Origin of the sequence: Alishewanella sp. BS5-314 (assembly GCF_025377695.1) — a bacterium.
Classification (GTDB): domain Bacteria; phylum Pseudomonadota; class Gammaproteobacteria; order Enterobacterales; family Alteromonadaceae; genus Alishewanella; species Alishewanella aestuarii.
On record NZ_JACEHJ010000001.1, the window covers coordinates 40,859 to 62,060 of the forward strand.

Sequence of the window (21,202 nt, forward strand, 5' to 3'; positions counted from 1 at the left end):
GGTCTTTCTCCTATGCCGCCTGTTTTAATTGCCGGGCCAGGCTACAAGCCTGGTGTGACAATGCCGTGATCTGTGCCCAGTCGCCACTGGCAATGGCGCTGGCCGGCGAGATCCAGGAGCCACCGACCACAAACACATTTGGCAACGCCAGATATTCAGCCAGATTTTGCTGGCTGATGCCGCCGGTCGGACAGAACCGGACCTGCTGAAAAATACTGCTCAGTGCCTTTAACATGGCGCTGCCACCGGATAAATTGGCCGGAAAAAATTTCAGTTCACGAATGCCCATTTCCAGTGCCAGCGCAATTTCTGAAGGGGTCGATACCCCCGGCGCCAACGCCAGCCCGGTATCCAGCATGGCCTGTAACAGTTTGGGCGTACTGGCCGGGCTCACCAGAAACTGCGAACCGGCGTCTTTTGCTGCCTGGGCATCCGCCGCCGATAAAATGGTACCGGCGCCCACCAAGAGCTCAGGTAAGGCGCTGCGAATAGCACTGATACAATCCAACGCTTTGGGTGTACGCAGTACCACCTCAACCGAACCGATACCGCCCTGCTGCATCGCCTTAGCAATAGCTACTGCAGTGCTTGGTACCTCAGCCTGAATAATGGGTAATAAGGCTGGGCCTTGTAAAACGTGAGATAACGCCGACATTAGACTACTCCGCGCGCCACTGGCTGTTCGGATACCAGGGTCGTCAGTTGTTGATAGGCCGCAGTCACGGCCTGGATAAAGGTATCTTGCTTTGGCAGCTCAGTGCCGAACACGGCCTCAATCGCCAGAAAGCGGGCGACATCATGCTGCGCCTCACCGCGACAAGCGGACGCTGCCGCAGTCAGACTGCTGGCTAAGGGGTCAACCAGCGGCTGACCTTCTGCCAGCCGGCGGCGGATAAATAAGAACCAGGCTGCCAGACAAAAGCTCAGTTTGCTGATGCTGCGCCCGGCCGCCAGGTTATCGCGGATCACCGGCAGAATACGCATCGGCATTTTTTGCGATCCATCCCAGGCAATTTGCGCCAGCAGATGGCGGATTGCCGGGTTTTCAAAGCGGGCAAAGATCGCCTGACTATATTGCTGAATATCCAGCTCAGCCGGTGCGGTAAAAGATGGCATAATTTCCTGCTGTACCATCTGCTGCAGTAAATTCAGCAACGTTTTATCCTGCATGGCGTCATAAACGGTTTCATACCCCAGCAGATAACCGATATAGGCCAGCGTCGAGTGCGGGGCATTTAATAACCGTAACTTGGCTTTTTCAAAGGCGCTAACATCGGCGGCATAGATCACCCCGGCTTGCTGCCAGGCTGGCCGCTCTGCCGGTAAAATATCTTCAATCACCCACTGCACAAAGGCTTCGCGTTTAATCGGCCAGTTGTCGTTAACGCCCAGTACCCCCGCGACCTGAGCGCGCAGCGCAGCGTCGGTTGCCGGCGTAATACTGTCGACCATGGTACAGGGGCTGATCAGTTGCTGCTCCAGCCAGTTGGCCAGGGCCGGCGCCTTTTGCGCCGCAAAGCCAATCAGTGCCTTGCGTAGCTTATGGCCGTTATCGGTCAGGTTATCGCAACTGAGTACGCAAAAAGGCGCCACATTCGTGGCATAGCGGGCTGCTAAGGCGGCAACCAGCAAGCCGATAGCGGTGACCGCCGGTTGCCCGCCGCTCAGATCCTGCTGAATTTGCGGATGCTGTAAATCCAGTTCGCCCTGCGCATTCAGGCAATAGCCTTTTTCGGTAATCGTCAGGGTGACATAGCGGGTCGCTGCGTCGCTGAGTCGTGCCAGTACACTCTGATACTGCTCACTGGCAATCAGCACTTCCTGCACACTGCCAATCACCTGATAACGGGTGTCGCTATCCAGTACTGCCAGCGTATAGAGCCCGTCCTGCGGAGTCAGCGCCTGACTGACATCCGGCGAGCGCATCGAGACCGCACTGATCGCCCAGTCACCACCGTGCTGCAGTGCCAAGTCAGTGTAATAGGCCTGATGGCCGCGGAAAAACGCGCCGGGCCCCAGATGCACTATGCCGATACCGGGTTGCTGCGATGCCAGCCGGTAGGCGGGCAGTGGCAGTTTGCCGGCCAAACTGGCAAGGGTGTTATTGCTTAATAATGTCATAGTTTGCCTGCTGTTCGCGTTAAGCCTGATGACGGGTTGCCGGCAAGTGCCTGCCACCGTCATCCAAAGTTAGGCGGTGCTATTACTTCAGCTGATAAGCCTGTTTCACCAGGCCATAAGTCAGCTGGTAGGCCAACTCGGCGGCTTCTGCTTCGGTCAGGCGGTGCTCGGCCACTAAGCCAGCCAGGAAGCGGCAGTCAATACGCCGCGCCACATCATGCCGGGCCGGGATCGAGAAGAAAGCCCGGGTATCGTCATTAAAACCGACAGTGTTATAGAAACCAGCCGTTTCGGTAACCTGATGCCGGAAGCGCAGCATGCCCTCCGGGCTATCATGGAACCACCAGGCCGGGCCCAGCTTTAACGCTGGATAATGGCCAGCCAATGGCGCCAGCTCGCGGGCATAGGTGGTTTCATCCAGCGTAAACAGAATGATATTTAAGCTGGCTTCGTTGCCATATTTTTGCAGCAGCGGCTTCAGGTTGCTGACAAACTCAGTCGGGCTTGGAATATCAGCGCCTTTATCAGGCCCAAAACGCTCAAAGATCACCTGATTATGGTTGCGGTGCGCGCCGGGATGAATTTGCATCGTCATGCCATCTTCCAGGCTCATGCCGGCCATCTCGGTTAGCATCTGGCCACGGAATAACTCGGTTTCTGCAGGCGTTGCAGTACCGGCCAGACAACGCTGGAACAAGGCTGCGGCCTCGCTTGGCGCTAAATCAGCGGTAATAGCCGACGGATGACCATGGTCGGTTGCCGTCGCGCCATGTTCACGGAAAAATGCCCGTCTTTTTCGCAGTGCTGCCAGATAACCCGGCCAGCTTTGCGTATCTTCGCCGGTCAATTGCCCCAGTTTGGCGACGTTAGCGGCAAAATCCGTACGATCAGCATCGACCACATCGTCTGGCCGGAAGGTGGTAATCACTTTATGCTCATAGCCGGTGCCTTTTAGTTTGGCATGGTGGCGCAGGTCATTCAGTGCCCCTTCGGTGGTGGCAATCAGCTCGATATTAAAGCGATCCAGTAAGGCGCGCGGCTTAAATTCCGGTTTTAGCAGCTGGGCATTGATACTGTCGTAATAGTGATCAGCGGTCTCTTCGCTCAGCGCGACCTTAAGGCCAAACACATCGTGAAATACGCTGTCCAACCAGATCCGCGATGGCGTGCCACGAAACAGATAATAGTGCTTGGCAAAAATACGGAAGATTTTACGGTAATCACTTTCTACCGCCACGCCGTCCTTACGCCGGATCCCCAACTCTTCCAGTTTGATCCCCTGGCTATACAGCATGCGGAACACATAGTGATCCGGCAGCAGCAGCAAGGTTGTGGCGTTATCAAAGTTGGCATCGTCGGCAAACCAACGCGGATCAGTATGACCATGCGGGCTGACAATAGGCAGATCCTTGATTTGCTGATACAGCCGGCGGGCAATATCGCGTACCAGCGGATCGGATGGGAATAAGCGGTCCGGATGTAAGGTTAAAGGCGTGGTCTGAGCCATAATTAAGATCCTGTAAGCATACTGACTGCGGCCTGGCCGCAGCATAGGTTAAAGCGTGACACCGTTCTTCCAGATAGCGATTTCACGGTTGTCAGAAATTTCGTTGCGGGTGCGCTCGCCCGAGGCCACCGCCAGCAAATAACGGAAAAATTGCCCGGTAAACTGCTGCGCATCCTGCCCGACCTGCAACAACTGGCCGGCGTCATAGTCAATCCATTGCGGCTTACGCGCCGCCAGATTGGAATTCGATGCGATCTTGACGGTGGGTGCCGGGAAGCCCAGCGGTGTGCCACGACCGGTAGTAAACAGCAGTAAGGTGGCACCGGCTGCTGTTAACGCCGTTGAGGACACCGCATCATTGCCCGGCCCTTCCAGCAAGGTCAGACCGGCGGCATGCGCTTGTTCGCCGTAGCGGATAATTTGCTGCACCACGGCAGAGCCGCCTTTTTGAATGGCACCAAGCGACTTTTCTTCCAACGTGGTCAGGCCGCCGTCTTTATTGCCCGGGCTCGGGTTCTCATACACCGGCTGCTGGTTGTCGATAAAGTACTGTTTAAAGTCATTAACCAGAGTGACCAGATCGGCAAACACCTGCTGATTGGCGGCACGAGCCATAAACACCTGCTCGGCGCCAAACATTTCCGGCGTTTCAGTCAGCACCACCTTGCCGCCAGCTGCGGCCAGCAAATCGGCGGTTCGTCCGACCAGGGCGTTAGCTGTCAGGCCGCTAAAACCATCTGAACCACCGCATTTCATGCCCAGCACCAGATCTGATACCGGACAGGCCGAGCGCTGGTCGTTGGCCATCAGCTGCAGTAATTCCCCCACTGCAGCCAGGCCCTGCTCCACTTCATCTTCAACCTGCTGGGCATTAAAGGCGCGGATACGGCTGCTATCAACATCGGGGCAGGCTTGCAACAGCCTGGCTAACTGATTGTTCTCGCAGCCAAGTCCCAGGATCAGCACCGCACCGGCGTTTGGATGTTGGATCAGGCCGGCCAGTAACTGGCGGGTATGATCAAGATCATCGCCCAGTTGCGAGCAACCAAAGGGATGAGTGAAAGCATGAACACCATCGATATTGTTAAGGGCTAACAAATCGGCATAGTGCTGACGCGCCTGCTCGGCGACCCGCATTGCCGCGCGGTTGACACAGCCTACCGTATTGATGATCCACAGCTCATTGCGGGTACCCACCTTGCCGTTGCTGCGCCGGTAACCCTGAAAGCTTTGCGGCAAGTCAGCCGGAAAACTCAGCGCCGGTGCCTGACAGCCGGTATAGCTGTATTCAATGGTGCCACTTAGCGCGGTCGCCAGATTATGCGAGTGCACATGCTCGCCAGCGGCAATCGGCTGGGTGGCACGGCCAATCGCAAAACCGTATTTCAGCACCGGCTCACCGGCCGCGATTGCCGTCAGCGCCAGCTTATGCCCGGCCGGTACTGCGGTTTGCGCGCTAAGATGTGAAAACGGCGCCGGTAACGGCTCGCCCACCTGCAGCGCTTGCAACGCCACCAGCACATTATCACGCTGGTGCACCTGCAATACCGCCAGCTGGGCTGCACTGCTTTGTTCCGGTAAACGGATACTGCATCCGGCTTGCTGCTCTGTTGTCATCTGTTGTTACCTGTGTTGCGCCAACCTTGTCTAGCGGTGGCAATAAAAACAAAAAATTAAATGCTAATCGCCCGGCCGTTCAGGCTGACGTCTAACTGATCAATACCAGCAATGTTTTCCAACACGCCCAGCGCCGCTGTATTGTTAAACTGCACATGATGCAGGGTAACGCCGCTGATTGGCGCCCGTTCGAAGCCGCGCAGCTCAAAAGCCCGCTGCGCCTTTTGCACTGTCAGATTACTGATATGTAAATTCTTAACCTGTGGCATAAAGTTGCCGGCATCGCCCTCTTCGTAGAAGAAGTTAATCACGATAGCGTCGCGCACTTCACCAATCTCGATATCCCGGATATAGACGTTTTCAATCAGGCCACCACGGACCGAGTTGGTTTTGATCCGGATACCACGCGCCAGATTAGGGCTGCTCATCCGGCAGCGGCGGGCAAAGATATTACGGGCACCGCCGGAGATTTCACTGCCCATCACTACACCGCCATGACCCGCACGCATAATACAATCCTGGATCACCACGTTTTGTACCGGTGTTGCCAGGCGACGGCCGTCATTGTTGCGGCCGGACTTCAACGCAATACAGTCATCGCCGGTATCAAACAGGCAGTTTTCAATCAGGACTCTGTTGCAGGACTCCGGGTTACAACCATCCGAGTTCGGACCATAGCTGATGCAATTCACATTACGCACTATCACATCTTCCGATAACACCGGATTGATTAACCAGAACGGCGAATTACGGATGGTCACCCCTTCAATCAACACCCGCTTACAGCCATAGGGTTGAATAAAAGGTGGCCGTAAAAAGTTTTCGTTAAACACCCGCTCACTGACCGGCACGCCGCGTTCGGCCATCTCAAACAGCGGTGAGCGGGTTTTCACCTGATCAACACTGGCATCGTAATCCCAGTTGCGGCGCTCCCACTGGCCTTTCCACGGCCACCAGGCGTCTACCGCACCATTACCTTCAAGAATGCCATTGCCCGTCAGCGCAATATTTTCCTGCTGATAAGCATAGATCAGTGGTGAATAGCCCATTAACTCAACGCCTTCCCAGCGGGTCATCACATAAGGCAGGTAATGCTCGCGATCGGTATAGAACGACAGCACAGTGTCATCAGCCAGATGTAAATTGACGTTCGATTTCAGATGAATAGCACCGGTTTCAAAACGGCCGCCCGGGATCAGTACCCGGCCACCGCCGGCAGCGGCACAGGCGGCAATAGTCGCAGCAATGGCGGCCGTATTGTCAAAGCCGGTTTTGGCTGCAGCGCCAAAATCAGTAATTGAGAAGCTGCGATCCGGAAACTTAACCGGCTTAATGGCAGCGATAATCTGATCGGCCTGCTGCCACTGCCGCAAATCGTCGGCGTCTTTGGCACTAACAGGCAGTGGAGTAACGCTCTGGCAACCACTGACGCTTAACAGACCAAGACTGGCCGAGGCGGCGGTAAAAAGTTTCAGGCTGTTACGTTTCTTCAGATCTGTCATCTTGTATCCTTTGTTGTTGGCAACAGGGAACAATACCTACTGCGTACGTCGAGGCGGTCGCTCGACAATTACCGGGGTCTGGTTGTTATAATAACCAATTTGCCACCGGTGGCAAGCATTTCACTAAAAAAATTGCCACCGTTGGCAACTTTTTTAGTGCAGCTTAAAAAAGCCGTTTAACCAGGCGCCGTTGCATGACGTGCCAAAGCCGTCTCAGCCGCGGCAGCAGAGCCTTGGCAAGGGCCGGTTGACTCACGTACCACCAGGGTTGGCGCCACCTTGGCTGCCACATTTAATGCCGCTTTATGGTTTTGTTCGATCGACATAATCATCTTCGTCGTCGCCAACAGCGCCATTTGTCGCACCGGGCGGCGAATGGTTGTCAGGGCCGGAGTCACCCGCGACGCCAGCATATTGTCATCGAAACCGGCGACCGATAGCTCATCCGGTACCTTGATGCCAAGGCTATACGCCACCTTTAATACGCCGGCTGCCATCTGGTCATTATTGGCGAAGATCGCGGTCGGGCGCTCGTCGCGCTGCAATAACTGCCGGGCACATTCGATGCCGGTTTCAAAGCTGTTATTGCCCTCCAGGATCATCTGCGGTGGGATCTTTACCCCATAGGCTGACAAGCCAAGCTGAAATCCTTCCATCCGCTCAGTCGAGGATTTATAACGCTGTGGACCACTGATAAAGGCAATCTTCTCATGGCCCAGCTGCGCAAAATAGCGCGCCATTTCGGCCGCAGCCGCGCGGTCGTCCGACACCACGATATGCTCCTGACTATCCAGTGCCACTGAGCTAAGCCGGACATAGGGGCTGCCAGACTCTTTTAACGCGCTGGCCAGGGTTTCCGACTCTGATACCGGCGGCAATACGATCACCCCGTCCAGCTTGGAGCGGCGCATAAAACGCAGACAATCATTGACCAGGGTTTCACTCTGATAACGGCAGGGATGCACTACCAGCTCATAGCCAAGCGTCGAACACACCTCCAGCACGCCGCGCTGTACATCATCCAGATACAGGGCGTCCGGGTTATCATAAATCAGCCCCAGCAAATAAGAGCGGCTGGATGCCAGGCCACGCGCCTGGGCGTTGGGGGCATATTTCAGCTCGTTAATCACCTTCTCAACTTTTAAGCGGGTACTCTCCCCCACGCTCAGTGAGCCATTGATCACTCTTGAGACGGTGCGTTTCGACACACCGGCAATCCGGGCGACATCATTGATGGTTGACTGTTTCTGCATAAGGTTACTCATCTCGCATTCCGGATTATTTCTGATTGGCAGCCAGTTGTGGCCGGTATACGGTTAATCCAATATCGATAGCCGCTTTCTTCACTTTCGCCGCAACCTCAGTGATATTTTGTCGCGGGAACATGCTGGCCGGCGCCGTTACCGACACCGCTGCGACGACTATACCGCGCTCATCGCGGATCGGCGCTGCTAAGCAGCGCACATCCGGATGATACTCTAAATCATCCGTTGCATAACCCCGGCCTAATATGCGTTGCAATTCTACCCTAAGTTCAGGGCAACTCACGATACTTTGTGGTGTTTGGGCGCGAAACAGGCCCTGATCCGCCAGCTCAGGCAGCGCATCAAAATGTAAAAATGCCAGAAACAGCTTACCTGCTGCCGAGCAATTAAAATAAGCCAGGGTGCCCGGCCTTGCTGCCAGCCGCAGTGGGTTTGGGCAATCACAGACCTCAGTGATCAGTGCCCCCTCGGCATGCGGCAGCACCAATTGCACACTCATGCCGGTTGCCAGTGTCAGGCGCTGCAAGAAAGGTAAGGCTTCCCGGCTCAGTTTAGAAGTACTCACCAGCTGGCAGCTCATCTTAAACAGCGCCGCGCCTACCAGATAGCGCTTACCGTGTTTTTCCAGCAATTGCTGCTGACATAGCGTCTGCAAAATGCGAAAGGTGGTCGTGCGTGGCACCGCCAGCCGTTGCTCCAGCTCGGTTAAGCTTAAGCCTTGCTCCGATTCAGCCACCAGGGCCAATACCCGGCAGGCATTAGCCAGATTAGGGATCACATAACTACCCATCGCATTGCTCCTTGGTGTTTTACAGTCCAAACAGGGCCGGTAAAAACTCGCTGATCGCCGGAATATAGGTTACCAGCATCAGTACCACAAACATCGCCAGATACAGCGGCAACATCGGCCGGATAATGGCTTCAATCCGCGTTTTGGCAATGGCGCAGCTGACAAAGAGCACACTGCCAACCGGCGGCGATACCAGACCAATCGACAGATTCAACACCATCATAATGCCAAAGTGCAGTGGGCTCATGCCCAGCTCAACCGCCACCGGTAAAAAGATTGGGGTAAAGATCAACACCGCCGGCGTCATATCCATAAAGGCACCGACAATCAATAAAATCAGGTTAATCATCAGCAGGATCAACAAAGGGTTCTCGCTGATGGTCAGCATCGCCGCGCTGATGGTTTGCGGAATTTGCTCATAAGACAAGATCCACGACATCGCCGACGAGGTCGCAATTAACGCCAGCACTATGGCCGTGGTTTCGGCCGCTTTCATTAAAATACCCGACAGCTCACTGACTTTCACTTCACGGTACAGGCCAACAGCGAGAATCAACGAATAGATCACGGCGATGGCGCCGGCCTCAGTGGCGGTAAAAATGCCACCGATAATGCCGCCAATCACCAGGAAAATCATAAACAGGCTGGGTAAGGCGGCCGCCACTTTCTGCGCCACTAATTTCAGCGGCAAACGGGCACCAACCGGATAACCTTTTAACTTCGCATAGCCGGCACACACCAGCATCAGCGACACGCCGAGCAAAATGCCGGGTAAATAGCCGGCAACAAAGAGCGCGGCAATCGATACCCCACCACTGGCAATGGCATAGACAATCAGAATATTGCTCGGTGGAATTAACATGCCGGTGGTTGCCGCAGAGGCGGTTACAGCGGCACTGAAGTTAACGTCATAACCCTGTTTTTTCATCTCTGGCAGCATAAAGCTGCCGATGGCCGAGGTGGCGGCTACCGCCGAGCCGGAGATGGCGCCAAAGAACATACAGGACACCACATTGACCAGTGCCAGGCCGCCCGGCAGCATACCAATCAGTGCCATGGCACATTCAATCAGCCGCTTGGCAATGCCGCCACGCCCCATAATCAAACCGGACAAAATAAAAAACGGAATCGCCAGTAACGCAAAGCTGTTAATCCCACCGGCCATCCGCTGCGCCATCGTCGTGACCGCCGGCATAAAGTCGATACTGATCAACATGGTGGCCAGCGTTGCCAACCCGATACAGAACGAAATAGGGACATTGAGCAGTAGCAGTGAGAAAAAGACCAGCAACAGTACCAGTATTGAGATTTCCATTAGTGCAGCCCCTCGACTTGTGGCATTGGCTGTCGCAGCGCCAGATGATACAGCTGGCAACAGCCATAAAACGCAATAAGTAAGCCTGATAGCGGGATCACGCTGTAGATATAGGCCATCTTAATTCCCAGTGCTGCTGACATCTGATTTAACTCAAAGGTCAGCGCCATCAGATTACCGCCACCCACCACCATCACCGCCAGCGCAAATAGCACTACGGCACTGGTTAGCAGCATATTCAGCCGCCGCTGCAACTCAGCGTCAAAGCGCCGGGTCACAATATCCAGCCCCAGATGTACACCGGTGCGATAGGCCAGTGCTGCGCCAATCATGCCTATCCAAATCAACAGGCAACGCGACAACTCTTCGGTGACCGAGCTTGGGCTTTGCAGCAAATAACGTGATACCACCTGCCAGCTTACCACCAGCACGATGCTGAGCATCAGCAGCGCCAGAAACCACTTCAGCACCGTATCAACCCAGAACAATAATTTAGTCATCCTTTACCTCCGGGCTAACCTCACGCATGGCCGCAATTTGCTGCAGCAAGGGGCCGATACGGGTTTGCAGCATTTGCTGATAGAAGGGCGCAACCGCCTGACGGAAGGGTGCTTTATCCGGGTAAATAACCGTCACCCCTGCGGCTTTAACGGCATTAAGTGCGTCTTCCGAGGCTTGCTGCCAGGCAGCACGTTGATAGACAATTGAATCATTAGCGGCCTGCTGCACCCATTGCTGCTGCTCTGGCGTCAGATCCTGCCAGACATGCAGGCTCATAATCAGCACATCCGGTACCGCGGTGTGTTCATCCAGCGAGAAGTATTTACTCAGCTCATAGTGGCGGGATAAATAGAAACTGGGCGGATTATTCTCGGCACCGTCCACCACCCCCTGTTGGATAGCAGTGTAAAGCTCACCCCAGTCAATCGGGGTAGCAGCGCCGCCCAGTGCTTCCACCATCCGCACTGCGGTTTGACTGTTAAGCACCCGGAATTTTTTGCCGCGTAAATCGGCCGGGCTATCGATACGGGTATTACTGGAATAAAAACTGCGGCTGCCGGCATCGTAATAACCCAGGCCATACAGACGGGCAACCTGGATCTCCTGCAGCAAGCCCTGACCGATCTCGCTTTCCAATACCCGCCAGAAATGCGCGTTATCGTCAAAAATATAGGGCACACTGAACACCTGCATCGCCGGTACAAAGCCTTCCAGCGGGCTGGCCGACACCTTGGTCATCGCCAGACTGCCGATCTGCAGCAACTCAACCAGCTCCCGCTCGTTACCGAGCTGACCACCACTGTAGATCTCAATCCGCATACTGCCGCCGGAGTATTCTGCCAGCCGCTCGCCCATCAGTACCATGGCTTTATGCACCACATGCTCCTGATCCAGCGTGTGCGCCAGCCTCAGCACCTTAACCTCCTGCTCTGGCTGACAGGCGCTTAGCAGCAAACTGGCCGCTGCCGCCAGCACCCAGCGCATCCGGCTTTGCTGTGTTCGTTTCTTCATACTGTTACCCTGTTAATCCTATGCTGGCTACTGTGGTAGCCGGTCGGCCGGTCTGTGCCGGCCTGACGTTGGCTGCTGCCGTTAGCGCATGGCGCTGGCCGGAAACTTATCCATATCGTGATAATCCAGATTTTCACCGGCCATACCCCAGATAAAGGCATAGTTGCTGGTACCGCAGCCGCTGTGAATCGACCAGGCCGGCGACACCACCGCCTGCTCATTGGCGACCCAAATATGCCGGGTTTGCTGTGGCTGGCCCATAAAGTGGCAAACGCCCTGCTCCGGCGCTAAATCAAAGTAAAAATAGGCTTCCATCCGGCGGTCATGCTGGTGCGCTGGCATGGTATTCCAGACACTGCCGGGCTTTAATACCGTCAGGCCCATTTGTAGCTGACAGGTCTCTACCACATCATTAATCATTAATTGATGGATCGCCCGTTCATTCGATGTCGCCTGGGCTCCCATTTGCAGCACAGTACACTTATCCATGGTCAGATGCTTGGTCGGATAGCTGTGATGTGCCGGCGCCGAATTCAGATAAAACCTGGCCGGGGTAGCGGCGTTGTCGCTATAAAAACTAACCTGCCGTGCGCCCATACCGACATAGAGCGCTTCTTTGTTTTGCAGCGGATAACGCTGGCCATCAACTTCAACCACGCCACTGCCACCGACGTTAATAATGCCAAGCTCGCGGCGCTGTAAAAAATAGTCGGCTTTTAACGCTTCTACCGTCTCAAGCAGCACCGGACCGGCCACCGGCACCGCACTGCCGACAATAACCCGCTCGTAATGGGTATAGCAAAGTACCAGCTGGTCAGGCTGCATCAGGTTATCGACCAGAAAATGCTGCCGTAGCTGCTCGGTATCGTAACGCTTTACATCATCCGGGTGGGTTGGATAACGGCTTTCAAAAATTACGCTCATCATTAGTCCTCTGTTTAATGGGTTGCTGCGCTCTGGCTGTCTTGTGATTTAGCGCTTTAGCGCGCCAGCCAGCCGCCATCGACGGCCAGCACATGACCATTCACATAATCGCTGGCCCCGCTCGCCAAAAATACGGCGGCACCGGCTAAATCTTCCGGCTCACCCCAGCGCCCGGCCGGGATCCGCCCCAAAATAGCGGCATTGCGCTGTGCATCAGCCTGTAAAGCAGCGGTGTTATCGGTGCGGAAATAGCCCGGGGCGATCGCATTAACCTGAATATTATGCTGCGCCCACTCATTGGCCAGCGCTTTGGTGACTCCGGCAATCGCATGTTTACTGGCAGTATAGGCCGGTACCGTGATGCCACCACTGTAGGAAAGCATCGAGGCGATATTAATAATCTTACCGCTCTGGCGTTTGATCATCTCGGCACCGAGCAGTTGCGACAATAAAAAGGCCGCATCCAGATTGACTGCGATCACCTTATGCCACTCGCTCATCGGAAACTCATGTGCCGGCGCCCGGAAAATGGTGCCGCCACAGTTCACCAGGATCTGCACCGGCCCTGCTGCCAGCGCGGCGGCAGCAAGTTCCCGCACGGCCTGTTCGTTACTCAGATCCGCCACCAACTCCTGCGCCTGGCCACCACTGGCCAGAATGGCATCAACCGTTGCTGCTGCGCCACCACTGTTGGAACAGGCGCACAGCACTTTGGCCCCCGCTGCAGCCAGCGCCTTAGCTATCGCCTGGCCTAAACCACGGCTGGCACCGGTGACCAGCGCAGTTTGGCCGCTTAGGGTAAATAAGCTTGTCATCTGTCACTCCTATTTTGTCGGTTTGTCGCTGCGGCATCCGCGGTGCTATCGTCAGGAATAATGTTCAAATATGGAACAACCTGAATTTTCAATAACCAATAAAACGCAATAAATTCATTAAGTTAAACCATGGATCCGCAGAAAGCGCCTGTCGAAAACTGATTTAATTTGCATCATTAATTGACAGGATTTACTGCTTGGTGTTAGCTTTTTGCCATCGGTGGCATAAAATTGCAAGCTTTTTTTGCCACCGGTAGACAAGACAACTATGCTTTAACAGTCGCCGAATTATCAACAGGGGAGCAATATACCCGGCACGATAACCCACACAGCTTTTTGCGCTGCAAGGTTACAGACAACGGGTATAGGTTCCTGACAAAGACGAGAATAGCCAGTTAAGCTGGCAACAGATAAACACTCAGGACAAGGTGAACAAGATGGCAAACAGCAGAACACCCTTTCGCCCCAGTAAAGTCTGCCGGGCATTAACCCTGGCCGGTCTGGCAACCTTATTCAGCGCTCAGGCGCTGGCACAGCAAACTGAACAGGCTGAACAGACCGAACAGCAAAAAGCGGAAGAACAAATTGAAGTAATTTCCGTTGTCGGTAGCTTCCGTGGCAGTCTGGCCAGTGCCCTAAACCAGAAGCGCTTTGAAACCGGCGCCACTGACACCATCAAGGCTGAAGATATCGCTGATTTCCCTGATCTGAACCTGGCCGAATCGCTGCAGCGTATTCCGGGGGTAGCCATTAGCCGGGTAGCCGGTGAAGGCCGCCAGATCTCAGTACGTGGTCTGGGCCCGGATTTTACCCGGGTTCGGATCAACGGTATGGAAGCACAATCCACCAGTGGTGGTACCGACCAGATCGGCGGCGCTAACCGCGGCCGTGGTTTCGACTTTAATACCTTCTCCTCAGACTTATTTAACGAACTGACGGTACGCAAAACGGCGTCGGCCAATATTGAAGAAGGCTCATTGGGTGCGACCGTCGATATGCGCACTGCCCGCCCCTTCGATTATGATGGCATGACCTTCGCGGCCAATATTCAGGCCGGCTATAACGATAAGTCAGAAGAAATCGATCCGAAAGGCTCCTTCCTGTTTAGCAATATTAACGACGATGGCACCTTTGGCTATCTGATTTCAGCGGCCTTCTCCGAGCGTAATATTCTCGATGAAGGCGCCTCTACGGTGCGCTGGAACAACGTCAATGACTTTGGCACTTACCGCGGCAATGCCAACGCACCTGAGCTGCAGACCATCAACAATGCTTTCAGGCCGCGTCTGCCACGTTACGATTCTTACATCCACAATGTGAAACGTACCGGTGTTGCTACCGCACTGGAATACCGTCCAAGCATGGAAACCCGCTTTAATCTGGATGTGCTGTACTCCAAAGACGATTCAACCCGTCAGGAAGCCTTTATGCAGGGCATTCTGAATGCCGGTGCTAACCGGGCCGCCCTGACCAACCCGGCCAGCGGCATTACCGGCGGTATGAACGTACTGGATTACGAAATTGACAGCACCAATACGGTCACCTACGCCTCTTTTGAAAACGCGCTGATCCGCAACGAACTGCGTTATGACGAACTGTCGACCGAGTTCCTGCAAATCACGCTCAGTGGCCAACATCAGTTAACCGATAACCTGAAAATTGACGGTATGATCGGTCGCGCTACCTCTGAGTTCGATAACCCGATCCAAACCACAGTGGTAATGGAGAAAGCCGGTCAGACCTTCAGTTACGATTACCGTGGCGGCAAGCGGCAGAATCCTGAACTGCTGTTCGGTGCCGGCGTGTTCGATCCGAACGGCTGGACCACCAACAGCGTGCGTTTACGGCCACTGGGCGCAGAAAACACCTTTGATAGTGCTGCTTTTAACGTTGAGTATGTACTGAACGATATCCTGACCTTACGCAGTGGCTTGCACTATAAAAAGTTTGAATTCGAAACCTACGAAGCACGCCGGCAAAGTGAAAACGCCGCTGGTGTGGTGATGAGCCCGGATCTGATCCGCCAGTATGGCGCAGGTGTGGGTCCTTACGGCAGCTGGCTGGTGCCGGATTTAGCGGCTATCGATGCCCGCTACAATATCTACAGCAATACCGGTGCCTTTACCGTAAGCCGTGATTTCCGCCGCGTCGATAACTACTCTGCTGAAGAGAAAACGCTGGGTGCCTATGTGCAGCTGGCTTTTGATACCGAACTGGGTGATACCGGCTTCCGTGGTGATATTGGTGGCCGCTTTGTAAAAACCGATCAGTCTTCCACTGCCTGGGCGACCCTGGGTGGAACTGAGCAGCTGATTACCGCCAAGCATGACTATAACGAGTTCCTGCCATCGCTGAACCTGGTGTTTGAACCCATGGATGATGTGATTATCCGCTTTGGTTATGCCGAAGTGATGGCCCGGGCCGGCCTCGGCAGCATCCGACCTAACGTCTCAGTGTCAGTATCGGGTGGTTCGCGCTCTATTAGCGGCGGTAACCCAACACTGGAGCCGACCAAAGCCAAGACCTATGACCTAGGCCTGGAACTGTACTTTGATAACGAGTCGTTACTGGGCGTGGCGGTATTCCGCAAGGATATCGACAGCTATGTACAAGGTCTGCGCGAAACCAAGCTGTTTACCGAAACCGGTTTACCGATCCAGGCCGCCATCGACGCCTGTAATGCCGGCCCCGGCTATGGCGAAGCCACAGGTTGTACTGAGAACGTTGAGTGGCAAACCAATACGCCATTAAATGGCCCTGGCGGTAATCTGTATGGCTTTGAAGTGCAGTACCAGATGCCGTTTAGCTTCCTGCCGGAGTTCTGGAACCGTTTCGGCTTTATCGGTAACTATACCTATGTTAAAGCCCAGATGGACTACATTAACAATACCGGCGTCGTGCTGGCCACCCGCGACCTGCAGGGGTTATCCGAGAATACCCGTAGTGCCACCCTGTACTACGAGGACGAAAAATTCTCCGCCCGGGTGTCACTGGCAGACCGTGCGCGTTACCTGACCAACGCTATCGGCCGCGATAACAATGATATGGAAGGCACCAATGCCACCCGTAACATTGATGCTGCGATGTCGTATCAGTTAAACGATAACTGGAAGCTGACGTTTGAAGCACTGAACCTGACCAACGAAGTGGATGATCAGTGGGTTGATTCCAGCGGCAATCGTTTAACTTACTACCATGCCACTGGCCGGCAGTACTACCTGGGTGCGCAATATAAGTTTTAAGCACCCATCTGACACTTAAGCGGCGCACTGCCGCTTAAGTGCTGTCTGCCCCTGAGTCAGGCGCAGCATGTTTCGCGTGCCACGGAAGGCCCGAATCACTCACAGGCAAGTGCCAATTCTATTTAACAGGGTAACTATCGTGAACAACCGTCTTCTGCAAACTCTTCCTGTTGTTACGCTTAGCAGCTTATTACTGGCAGCCTGCGGTCAACCCGCCAGTCCGCCTGCCGCAAACCAAAGCACTACTGAACCGTCAACCGTGACTACCATGCCGGCGGTAGCCGAGTTACTGATTGCCAATCCGTCTGACTTTGTCCGCAGCCAACAGCCGGTGTACCTGAGTTACTATGATCTGGGGTTAACCGCTGAGCAGGCGCAGGATCTGGTTGCCCGCCGCGCCGGCCAGCTGGTACCGCTGCAGCATCTGGATCGCAGCGGTGACGGCAGGCGCGATACGCTGTTTTTAGCCTTGGATTTTCAGCCAGCCGAACAACTGCAACTACACATTGAACATGATGCTGCCGCCCTGGCGGCCCTGCAGCTGCCAGCGAGAACTCAGGCCGAAATTTCGCATAAAGTCGGTGGCGAGTGGCAAGGTGCCAAATATATTGGCGGCACCTTTCAGAACGTGCAGCAACTGACACCGCCGCCACAGTATACCGATCACTCGGAGTGGATCCGTTATGAAGGCCCAGGTATCGAATCAGATCAGGTTGGCTATCGGATTTATCTGGACTGGCGTAATGGCTTTGATGTCTTTGGTAAAACCAAACCACAGCTGGTGTTGCAGGATGTCGGCCAGGATGGCTATCAGTCGTACCATGAAATGGCCGACTGGGGTATGGATCTGCTAAAAGTCGGGCAATCACTGGGCGCCGGTGGTTATGGTTACTGGGATGGTCAGAAAGTTGAGCGTGTGTCCAGGGTTGGCCAACATACCGCTAAAGTGATTGAAAATGGCCCGCTCTACTCCGCATTACAGATAACCTATCAGGATTGGCAAATTGCCGGTAAAACCGTGACGCTAACAGCCGACTTATCGATGACTGCCGGCAGCCGGCTGGTCAATACCCGGTTACAACTGTCTGAGCCACTGGATAACCTCGCTATTGGTCTGGTGAAACTGCCGGATACCAAATTGATTCAGGGCGAAGTGGAGATCACCGGTCACGCCTGGACCTATGTCGCGACCTGGGGGAATCAGAGTTTATCGGCCCCTGATAGCAAACTTGGGATGGCACTGCTGTTTAAACGCGGCCAGCGCACGGCACAAACCGAGGATGAACATAGTCATGTCAGCGTGATGAAACCGGCTGGCAGCCAGCTGGAATATTACTTTTTAGCCGCCTGGGATGGTGAAGCAGACGGCATCAAAACCGAAGCGGAATTTATTGCCTACCTTGAACAACAAGCCGAGCAATTAACCCTGACACCGCGGCAGCGCCTGCATACCGCCGCCACTGCCGCGAAACTGCAGCAGCCGCTCACTGCTGAGCACGCATTGTATTGGGGGGAGCTACTGGCCCAAAGTGAGATGGTACGGCAAACTCCCTACTACGCTCACGGCGGCTGGGATTATGAGCGTCAGCGTCCGGCGACCTTTGAATACACCACCGGTCTGTTGCTGCAAGCCTATGATGACTTACTACAGCTTAAACCTAACGCCGAATGGCAGCAGGTGATAAGCGACGTTGTAAACTCCTTTGTGACACCTGAAGGAGATATCCGCACTTACAGTATTAAAAAGTACAATATCGACAGCCTGAATACCGGCAATATGCTGCTGCGCGATTATCTGCGCCAGCCGAACGAGCCGGCACGCAAGGCGCTGGCGTTGCTGCGTCGTCAGATCGCCGAGCATCCGCGCACTCAGGATGGCGCCTTCTGGCATAAGCAAATTTATCCGCATCAGCTGTGGCTGGATGGCGTCTATATGGGCATGCCGTTCTACGCCTTTTACACCAGTCAGTTTGAGCAAGGCCAGGGCCTGCCGGAAGTCGTCAAGGAGTTTAAGCTGACCCGTGAATTACTGCGCGATGCCAATACCGGCCTGTACTACCATGCCTGGGATGAAGCGAAACAGCAGGTCTGGGCTAACCCTGAAACCGGCTTGTCGCCGCATTTCTGGGGCCGCGGCCTGGGCTGGCTCAGTATGGCGCTGGTTGATGTGCTGGATTATATCCCGGCCGAACACACCGAGCTGCGGGCACCACTGCTGCAGATGATTACTGAGCTGGCGGAAGCCTTACCACGCTTTCAGCATGACAGCGGCGTCTGGTATCAAATTCTGGATCGGCCCGAGGCGACAGGCAACTACCTGGAGTCATCCGGTAGCGCCATGTTTACCTATTTCTATGCTAAAGCGATAAACAACGGCTATCTGCCACCGAGCTATAAAGCGACAGCGCTAAAAGCCTATCAGGGGTTAGTGCGCGAATTTATGTTGATGCATCCGGATGGTTTAGTCAGTTTAGTTAATACGGTGCAGGTGGCGGGTCTGGGCTTTGGCCGCGATGGCAGCTACCACTATTATATGAGCGAGCCGGTATTCCGTAACGATGCCAAGGCCAACGGCCCCTTTATTATGGCGGCGGTAGAAATCGCCAAATTACTCGGTTACCCGGTTAGCCAGTAACAGCTGCCAGGCAGCAGAGTTTCGCCCAAAGCGGACTCTGGAGTACGAGAGGTCTTCTCCCTCTCCTGTGGTTTGAGCCGGCAACTGCCGGCTCTTTTTTTAACAGCACTTGTTCCGGAGGACCGGATGCGTAACCTGATCTTTATTTTTGTTGTTCTGCTACTACCCCACAGCAGCCAGGCCAGCGAGGTGCTTTACTTAAGCGTCGCACAGGATGGCAGCGCGCAGTTTCAAACTATTCAGGCGGCACTGGATAGCCTGCCAGCCACAGAGCAACAGGCGATTATTCAGATTAAGCCGGGTATCTACCAGGAAAAGCTGTACCTGACTCGGGATAAGGTGGCTCTGGTTGGCCAGGGCCGCACTCAGACCATTATTCAATACGCTGAACTGCGCACAAATTGGCTGGCGTCCCATCCGGATGACTGGGGCAGCGCCGTGGTAAATATCCGCGCCAGCGACATTGCCCTGCTCGGCCTGACGGTTAAAAACAGCTACGGTGAACTAACCGGCGATCATGAACATCAGTTCGCGATCCGTGGCTTTGAAAATGCCAGCCGGATTATTACTGATGACTGTGCCATTATTGCCGGCGGTGCCGACACCCTAAGTCTGTGGAATAAGACCGACGGCATGTACTACCACCGTAACTGTTATATTGAAGGTCATACCGATATGGTGTGCCCGCGCGGCTGGGCTTTTTTTGACAATGTCACTTTTTACAACCAGAAAGCCTATGCCACCCTGTGGCATGACGGTGAACTGGACCCAGCGCAAAAACTGGTGGTGGTCAATTCGCACTTCGATGGTGTACCCGGCTTTTTGCTGGGCCGCCGCCACTACGATGCGCAGTTTTATCTGATCAATAACAGCTACAGCCCGAATATGGCAGACCGGCCAATCTTCCGTCACACCTATCCGCAACAACCTGAGCGTGACCGGGCCAATTTATGGGGCGATCGCTACTACTTTAGCCAGGCCGTTTTTAGCCAGAGCGCAGAAAGCAGCGCCCCGCGCTATCCGTGGCTGGCAGATAATCTGGCTACACATCCGGCTAACCTCAGTGCGGCGCAGATCACCGCACAGTGGACCTTTGACGGTCGCTGGGATCCCGAGGCTGAGCTGGCACAGCTGTATCAACTACTGGCGCAGCAACCATGAAGTGGGCTATTTGCTACCTGCTGCTGCTCTGCACTTTGCCGCTAGCTGCTAAGACGCCGGAACCTAGCCCGGAATCTCACCCAGTACCCATCAGGCTGCATCTGGTCGGTGACTCGACGATGTCGGTTAAGGCTAACCCGGCCTATCCGGAACGTGGTTGGGGTGAGCTGCTACCGGCCTTTATGCTGCCGCAGCTAACGATTATTAATCATGCCGCCAATGGCCGCAGTACCCGACGCTTTGTCAATGAGGGGCGCTGGCAACTGCTGTTAAGCGAACTGAGTGCCGGCGACTATGTGCTGATCCAGTTTGGCCATAATGACCAGAAAATTACGGATCCGACGCGCTATGCGGCGTCAGATGGCGACTATCCGGCGTTTTTACGCCAGTTTGTGGCCGATATTCGTGCCCAGAACGCCATTCCGCTATTGGCAAGTTCGATTTGCCGGCGCAACTTTAACAGTGATGGGGTCTTAATCCGGGATCTGACCGCCTATGCAGAAGCCACTGCTCAGGTCGCCACCGAGCTGACAGTAAGCTTCTTTGATTTACAGCAGCAGAGCTGTGACTTTATTGAAAACGCCGGCCTGGCGGGCAGTCAGCCGTACTTTATTCAAATTCCGGCTGATCTTTATCGCAAGTTTCCCGACGGCAGCACCGATAACACCCATCTGACGCTGCAGGGTGCCGCTAAGATTGCGCAATTTTTTGTGCGGGAGTTAAAGCGGCAGCAACATCCACTGGCGGCCTATATTTACCGTGAGCTGTTATAAAAACGCCCGGCACAGGCCGGGCG

At 54.6% G+C, this 21,202-nt stretch carries 16 protein-coding genes; 4 read left to right on the forward strand and 12 right to left on the reverse strand.

Features of this window, described 5'->3' with window-relative positions:
- Positions 1-10: 10 nt before the first annotated feature.
- The 12 genes from eda to H1D31_RS00230 all read right to left on the reverse strand — a co-directional run bounded on the left by eda (position 11) and on the right by H1D31_RS00230 (position 13,368).
- Positions 11-655: a bifunctional 4-hydroxy-2-oxoglutarate aldolase/2-dehydro-3-deoxy-phosphogluconate aldolase gene (gene eda / locus H1D31_RS00175; protein ID WP_261255080.1), complete on the reverse strand. Its 645-nt coding sequence runs from the start codon at positions 653-655 to the stop codon at positions 11-13.
- On the reverse strand, positions 655-2,121 hold the full coding sequence (locus tag H1D31_RS00180) for a mannitol dehydrogenase family protein (RefSeq protein ID WP_261255081.1): 1,467 nt from the start codon (positions 2,119-2,121) through the stop codon (positions 655-657). The genes eda and H1D31_RS00180 overlap by 1 nt, the downstream gene beginning before the upstream one ends.
- Positions 2,122-2,203: 82 nt before the next feature.
- Complete coding sequence (uxaC, locus tag H1D31_RS00185) at positions 2,204-3,628, reverse strand: glucuronate isomerase (protein WP_261255082.1); 1,425 nt, start codon at positions 3,626-3,628, stop codon at positions 2,204-2,206.
- Positions 3,629-3,676: 48 nt separating this feature from the next.
- Complete coding sequence (locus H1D31_RS00190; protein WP_261255084.1) at positions 3,677-5,245, reverse strand: UxaA family hydrolase; 1,569 nt, start codon at positions 5,243-5,245, stop codon at positions 3,677-3,679.
- A 56-nt stretch (positions 5,246-5,301) separates the two neighbouring features.
- On the reverse strand, positions 5,302-6,747 hold the full coding sequence (locus H1D31_RS00195; RefSeq protein ID WP_261255086.1) for a glycoside hydrolase family 28 protein: 1,446 nt from the start codon (positions 6,745-6,747) through the stop codon (positions 5,302-5,304).
- 176 nt (positions 6,748-6,923) lie between these two features.
- Positions 6,924-8,012 (reverse strand): LacI family DNA-binding transcriptional regulator, encoded by a 1,089-nt coding sequence (locus tag H1D31_RS00200; RefSeq protein WP_261255087.1) that lies wholly within the window; start codon positions 8,010-8,012, stop codon positions 6,924-6,926.
- Between the two features lie 13 nt (positions 8,013-8,025).
- Complete coding sequence (locus H1D31_RS00205; protein WP_261255088.1) at positions 8,026-8,802, reverse strand: IclR family transcriptional regulator; 777 nt, start codon at positions 8,800-8,802, stop codon at positions 8,026-8,028.
- A gap of 19 nt (positions 8,803-8,821) precedes the next feature.
- Positions 8,822-10,117, reverse strand: coding sequence for a TRAP transporter large permease (locus H1D31_RS00210; protein WP_008985740.1), 1,296 nt, complete (start codon positions 10,115-10,117; stop codon positions 8,822-8,824).
- Entirely contained in the window at positions 10,117-10,617 is a 501-nt protein-coding gene (locus H1D31_RS00215; RefSeq protein ID WP_008608820.1) for a TRAP transporter small permease, read from the reverse strand. Before H1D31_RS00215 ends, H1D31_RS00210 begins: the two co-directional genes overlap by 1 nt.
- The gene (locus H1D31_RS00220) at positions 10,610-11,629 is read right to left on the reverse strand and encodes a TRAP transporter substrate-binding protein (protein ID WP_261255089.1); all 1,020 of its coding nucleotides are present in this window, start codon (positions 11,627-11,629) and stop codon (positions 10,610-10,612) included. Before H1D31_RS00220 ends, H1D31_RS00215 begins: the two co-directional genes overlap by 8 nt.
- A gap of 81 nt (positions 11,630-11,710) precedes the next feature.
- Positions 11,711-12,553, reverse strand: a complete 843-nt coding sequence (gene kduI, locus H1D31_RS00225; RefSeq protein WP_261256417.1) for a 5-dehydro-4-deoxy-D-glucuronate isomerase — start codon at positions 12,551-12,553, stop codon at positions 11,711-11,713.
- Positions 12,554-12,609: 56 nt separating this feature from the next.
- Entirely contained in the window at positions 12,610-13,368 is a 759-nt protein-coding gene (locus tag H1D31_RS00230; protein ID WP_261255090.1) for an SDR family oxidoreductase, read from the reverse strand.
- A 437-nt stretch (positions 13,369-13,805) separates the two neighbouring features.
- On the opposite strand from H1D31_RS00230, the gene H1D31_RS00235 reads away from it, so the two are divergent.
- From H1D31_RS00235 to H1D31_RS00250, 4 genes are all read left to right on the forward strand, one after another.
- Positions 13,806-16,610: a TonB-dependent receptor gene (locus H1D31_RS00235; RefSeq protein WP_261255091.1), complete on the forward strand. Its 2,805-nt coding sequence runs from the start codon at positions 13,806-13,808 to the stop codon at positions 16,608-16,610.
- 139 nt (positions 16,611-16,749) lie between these two features.
- Positions 16,750-19,245, forward strand: a complete 2,496-nt coding sequence (locus H1D31_RS00240; protein WP_261255092.1) for a glycoside hydrolase family 88 protein — start codon at positions 16,750-16,752, stop codon at positions 19,243-19,245.
- 126 nt (positions 19,246-19,371) lie between these two features.
- Positions 19,372-20,406 (forward strand): pectinesterase family protein, encoded by a 1,035-nt coding sequence (locus H1D31_RS00245; RefSeq protein WP_261255093.1) that lies wholly within the window; start codon positions 19,372-19,374, stop codon positions 20,404-20,406.
- Positions 20,403-21,179, forward strand: coding sequence for a rhamnogalacturonan acetylesterase (locus H1D31_RS00250; RefSeq protein ID WP_261255094.1), 777 nt, complete (start codon positions 20,403-20,405; stop codon positions 21,177-21,179). Before H1D31_RS00245 ends, H1D31_RS00250 begins: the two co-directional genes overlap by 4 nt.
- The last annotated feature ends 23 nt before the right edge of the window (positions 21,180-21,202 follow it).